Raw genomic sequence first — 5,418 nt, forward strand, 5'->3', positions numbered from 1 at the left:
GTGGCTGACTGGGATGTACCTCACGTCAAGAACTTTCTGGATTATTTACAACGACATCGATGTAGGATTCCTGACTATCAGGCGAGCCAGTCTCAAAAGATCACAATTGGTTCCGGTGCTGTCGAGGCTACAATTAAACAAATTGGACGGAGAATTAAAATCTCCGGGGCACAATGGAATCGTGACAACCTGGCTCAAGTTCTGAAACATCGTTGTGCTTATTTAAATCTCGCTTTGGTCTGAATAGTATTTATACTCATTGCATATTTGAGATGCTCCCGTTTTTTTAACCCATATAGTTGATATAATGCGATCGCCCGACCAAATTTTTAGCAATATTTTAATATTTTCAGGCGAAATATATGATTTACTAAAAATTAAAAACAGTCGAGCGAGCAGACTGGACAATTTAACAATGATTCCCAGGGAGCATTTTATGAAATCCATTGCTAAAAACAGCATCCACTGGACTTACTCAGTGGCTATTTTCTGTGCCCTTTTCACACTACAGCAACAAAAAGCTACAGCAGCAACGCTATCTAATGGCTGGAATTATGCGATCGATTCCTTCAACGACGGCGTGACAGGGCCCCAAATCGGCGGCGGGGAATTTGAATTTTACGGCATCGCCATCAAAGAAACATCAGATACAGCTTTCATCGCCATCAACTCCAATCTAAGTTTAGCAGGCTATGCCGACCCACTAGCTCAAAGAGGCAACATCAACTACGGCGATTTATTCTTCAATTTTTCCGGTCAAAACTTCAATACAGCTAACGCAAACGGCAGCTTGTTTGGTATCCGCTTTGCCACAGGAAATGACTCCGGCGTGGCTACAACAGGCGTTTACACAAATGTTACAGCGAAAAACGTCACCCAAACTAACTCTGGCTTTAGCAATTTAAATCAATACAATACGGTAGTTGCATCTCAAGGCGGAACCCCATCAATGGGCGATTTAGCTGCCACAGACCCCTATTTTCAACAAACAGGAAACTCGACGGTTCTCAACTCAATAGCTACGGGTACAAAAGTAGGAGAAATTAATTTTTTAACGCCAGCAACTTTGAGCGCCCTCGGTCTTGATTTCGCTCAGTTTAATGCAGTAGGTTCTCAAACAATCGGATTCAGTTTCAATAAATCATCAATGCCTTCGGGGAACTATATTGCTAACTTTTTTGCCGAGTGCGCTAACGATGCGATCGCTATTCAAGGATCGTTTGAGGCTGTACCCGAACCTTCTACTTGGTTTGGTACTTTAGTAGGATTGAGCTTTTTAGGTATTGGCGCAGCAAAACGCAAAATTAAGCGCAAGATTTCCTAAGTTAAGTAGGGTGTGCATTAAGTACCTTACGAATAGCTGGTATGCACACCTTACTAATAGCCGTAGTGCCTCACACTACTTGCAAACAGTAGAGTAGACTATGGATAGATAAAATGCGCCCAAACATTCCCATCTGGCCCAGCAACTTGATTGACGTAACTGTAGGGATACATCAACTTTCTCCCCTCAGTATCGCTGTAACCAGTGAGTGCATCTCCCCAAGGATCTTGCACGATATAACCCTGAGAATTGTAGCCAATTACAGTAAGAATGTGACCGGCCGCAGTAAAATCTCCGGCTAAAACTACTGGCCGCCGATTTAGCAATTCCGATCGCACCTCGGCCCACGTGCGAGTCGTACTAAAACTCGTCTTAAACCCGTAGGCCTGAATCAGCGCCGAAAGCACGCTGTGATCCGTTTGAGAACCCTGGCCGGCATAGTCGAAACACCACTGCAACAACTCATCCTCCAACTGTCCGCCCCCCTGAGAACGAAGGCCGTAATAATAAAGCACCATGGCGATCGAAGTTACGTTGCAAGTAGACCAATCAAAACGCGGATTGTCCCGCTGCGAAAAATACGGCACGTTCAATTCCACATTGTTCGGAACCGGATCGAAAATTTTATCTCCCCGCTTGAACTGAACAAAACTAGGAAAAACATAACCTGTATTGCCAAAATTCGGCAGTTCTTCAGTCAGGGAAACTTTCAGGTGAGATCCTTCCGCACCGTAGCTGTTCACGCCGTAAACTCGACCTAAAGGCAGCGTAGTTCTCTCGGTACTGCTCAGGCTAGCAGAATCTACCGGCCGTTTTTTAAACACAGTTGCTTGCAGGATTGTCATCGTCAAAGCACCGGGGTCAAAGGCAACTTCTTTGCCGTCTTTTTTAATTTTAACGTCCTGCCAATAAATAAATCCGATATTGCCGAAACCGGGAATTGATTCGGCGAGAGTTACTCGAAAATGCCCCAAAATGCAGGCATAACCAGTGATGGCATAGGTGCTGCCTAAAGTTATTTGAGCAACTTGATTTGCAGGCAGTTTTGATGAATCTTCTGGTTGACCTTTAATCTGAGTTGTTTGAATTACCAACAGTTGAGCGCTGACGTTGCTATTCGGTACGTCTGCCAGGTCAAATCTTAGGATTTGAGAACCTTTGGCCAACTGAACGTCGGGTTCGTAAAAATAGCCAAAAGTGCCGATCGGCGAAATTGCTGAATCCACAACCACCTTGAGATGCCCGTCAATAAATCCGTATCTGCTAACCGTCAAAGTCTGGCCTGCTTTGACAAAAACTTTTTGCTGATTGTTGAGCCGGGAAGAATCAAGCGGAGCTACCTTAAACAAAGTGTCAGAAACTATTTTTAAGGTCAAACCTTGTCCCACAGTTAGCGGATCGGAACTTACGGTAATGTAAATTATTTGGCTGCCAGTAACGTTGCCTTTGCTGTCAGTTGCCCGCAACCTGAGCCACCGAGCTCCAGCTACGCTAAATCCTTTAGACAAATTAACTTGCCAAGTGCTGGCTTCTTGGTTTAGGGTGACGCTTAGGGGAAATGTATCCTCAGCTATCACCTCAATTTTTGCTGCTTGTTGCCGGTCAAAAGTACCCCGAAGGACGATCGGCTGATTTACTAAAACTTCTGACGGCCCTTGATAAGTTAAATTTACAGCGGGATTAAAAGATTTGCCACCGCGGCTGAATTGCACAAAATCGGGATAAATGAAACCCGTATTGCCAAATTGCGGCAAATTCTCGGTCAGAGTGACTTTAATGTGGCTTTGCTCGATCGAGAATCCGGCAATTCCGTAAATCATTCCCGCCGGCAAGGTAATTTTTTCTTGGGGTGGCAGGCTAGCCGCATTTATCGGCCGCTTTTTAAACACAGTCGTTTTGATGATTGTCATCGTAACTGCATTTCTATCATATTCAATTCCCCTGCCGTCTCGCAAAATTTGGACGTGCTGCCAGTACAGAAATCCTGAAGTTCCTAAGTTAGGAACTGCCCGAGCAAAAGCGACTCGGAAATGGTTTTCCACGCAAGCGTAGCCGAGAATATTGAAAGTTTCTCCCAGGTTAAATTGTAATTTCTGAGTTGCTCCTAAAGTAGCAGAATCTGTGGGGTTGAGCTTTAGCCAGGTCTTTTTGATCACCCACAGTAACTGCATTCCAGGCGGCGGGGCCGGCAACTCGGCGCGATCGAATATGAGAATTTTTGCGCCTTTGGTTATAACTACGTGTTTTTCGTAGAAAAAGCCAGAGGTTCCCACCGGAGGAATTGGACTATTTAGTTGAACATTCAGGTGACCGTCTTCTAACTCGTAGTCCCTAATTTGATAAGTTTTACCTGCTGGTATTTCCGCTTTTTGCAAGTTGTTAAGATTGCTTGCGGGCAGTGTTCCGACTTTGAATGCGGTATCTCTGAGAGTAATTAACGTGAAGAATTGAGCGGGTGACCCAGAAGCAGGATTAACTTTGATGTTAATTGTTTGTTGGCCGATAACTTTGCCGGTCTTATCAGTTGCCTTCACCTGCAGTGTGCGAGTTCCTGCGCTATCGAATCCTTTTTCTAAACAGATGTGCCAAAAGCCTCTAGAGAGATTGATCCCCACATTCAGCGCATTTGAGCCTTCTGCTGCTGAAATCGCTGCCACTAGATTTTTGTCAAAACTGCCAACTAAGACAGTGGCTCTATTGACCTCAATTTCTCGCGGGCCTAAGTAACTCAAAATAATGTTGTTGGTCGTCATTATATATCCCTCTACCTACTTAGTTATTCAGCTAAAGCAAGGATAACTTCTGATTTTATCAAACACAATGACCCGAACCAGGACAAAATCGCCCCTAGATTCAGCCTACGGGCGGTTAATGCCTTTTCCAGTATAAGTTTTTAATTATTGGCGGCAGTTGCGCCACCAATCTAACTTTAGGCGTACCACAAGCACATTAAGCGAATATATGCCTGGTTGAGAGGATTTGTGGTGCAACTTTTAAGGGAAGGAATTTAGTTCTAGTAAGTTGCTTCCCCCTGAACCCTTGACCCATCACTGGCTGAGTCAGGACTTACGAAAAAAACCCGGTTCCTACGAGAATATTGCGTATAGCAACGAGGCATCTAGTAAGAAACCGGGTTTTTAGCCGTTTGGTGCGTGCAGGAGTGTTAGTGCGATCGGCTAAACTTCGACTAAACTATGGTGACAAGAATATCTTGAGCATGAGTGTCAACTTTCATGGTGTCGCCCTCATAAACTTGAATGATTTTGCCGGTGCCGTCGATGACGAAAGTAACGCGCTTGGCATAATCGCCTTTCTCGACATCGTAAGCTTTGGTAATCGTGCCATCAACATCTGCTAATAGCTGGAAAGGCAAACCGTATTTCTCTGTGAACTTTTGGTGCGATTCTTCGTTGTCTCGGCTGACACCGAGAATTACAAGATCTTTGCCCTTGTATTCTTCATAAGCTGCTTTGAAGCTTTGGGCTTGTCTTGTGCAACCGGGGGTGTCATCTTTAGGGTAGAAATACAAGATGACGGTTTTACCGGTGAAGTCGGAGAGGGAGACGGTGTTGCCGTTTGTGTCTTTGGCGGTAAACTGAGGGGCAGCGCACCCAACTGGTAATGTCATAGTTTTGTTTCCCTTGGGATTTACCAACCTATTTTAGTTGATTTTGTGCTGTTACCGTCAATCTTTTGAATGTGAGGTTCGGGATTGAGTTTGTCCCAGGGTAAATTTGCGCTTGGAAATAGTTCGATTAGGCAATTTTCTGCGTTGACTTGCGGGCGATCGCGTGTTAGATTATCGGCGTTTTATTAGAATTTTTTTAGGTAATTAAAATTGCTTACTCAAGTAAAATATGAGGAGTTTATACACGGTGATTTTCCGAATAAGTGCTGAGTAGGGGTTTTATATCTGTTGATAAAATGGATGGTGGGACAAGGCAATGCTCCCGACAATACGGTTTACTTAAGACCGAACAAGTGATAAACTAGGTATGATGTACAAAAAAGTAAATCAAGTAGAGTGCAGTACAAAAAAATATTATTAGAATCTCCAAAGCTCAAAAGTATCGAGATATTTAAAGCCATAGAAA

At 44.1% G+C, this 5,418-nt stretch carries 3 protein-coding genes and 1 pseudogene; 2 read left to right on the forward strand and 2 right to left on the reverse strand.

The genetic code is table 11. The annotated features are described in order from the left end of the window. Both QUB33_RS28505 and QUB33_RS28510 read left to right on the forward strand, forming a co-directional pair. Positions 1–243, forward strand: a pseudogene (locus QUB33_RS28505) (ISKra4 family transposase); the annotation flags it as partial. Between the two features lie 193 nt (positions 244–436). After that, positions 437–1,324: a PEP-CTERM sorting domain-containing protein gene (locus QUB33_RS28510; RefSeq protein WP_333357704.1), complete on the forward strand. Its 888-nt coding sequence runs from the start codon at positions 437–439 to the stop codon at positions 1,322–1,324. Positions 1,325–1,422: 98 nt separating this feature from the next. On the opposite strand, the gene QUB33_RS28515 is transcribed toward QUB33_RS28510, so the two are convergent. Together QUB33_RS28515 and QUB33_RS28520 are read right to left on the reverse strand one after the other, a co-directional pair. Then, entirely contained in the window at positions 1,423–4,077 is a 2,655-nt protein-coding gene (locus QUB33_RS28515; RefSeq protein ID WP_333357707.1) for a C39 family peptidase, read from the reverse strand. Between the two features lie 434 nt (positions 4,078–4,511). Then, positions 4,512–4,952, reverse strand: coding sequence for a peroxiredoxin (locus tag QUB33_RS28520; RefSeq protein WP_333357709.1), 441 nt, complete (start codon positions 4,950–4,952; stop codon positions 4,512–4,514). Positions 4,953–5,418 lie beyond the last annotated feature (466 nt).

This window comes from Microcoleus sp. B3-A4 (assembly GCF_036705385.1).
In the GTDB taxonomy this organism is placed as follows: Bacteria; Cyanobacteriota; Cyanobacteriia; order Cyanobacteriales; family Microcoleaceae; genus Microcoleus.

What these genes read in the sequence shown, in the direction of transcription:
- QUB33_RS28510 (WP_333357704.1), top strand. Translation starts at nt 437, where the DNA reads ATGAAATCCATTGCTAAAAACAGCATCCACTGGACTTACTCAGTGGCT.
- QUB33_RS28515 (WP_333357707.1), bottom strand. Translation starts at nt 4,077, where the DNA reads ATGACGACCAACAACATTATTTTGAGTTACTTAGGCCCGCGAGAAATT.
- QUB33_RS28520 (WP_333357709.1), bottom strand. Translation starts at nt 4,952, where the DNA reads ATGACATTACCAGTTGGGTGCGCTGCCCCTCAGTTTACCGCCAAAGAC.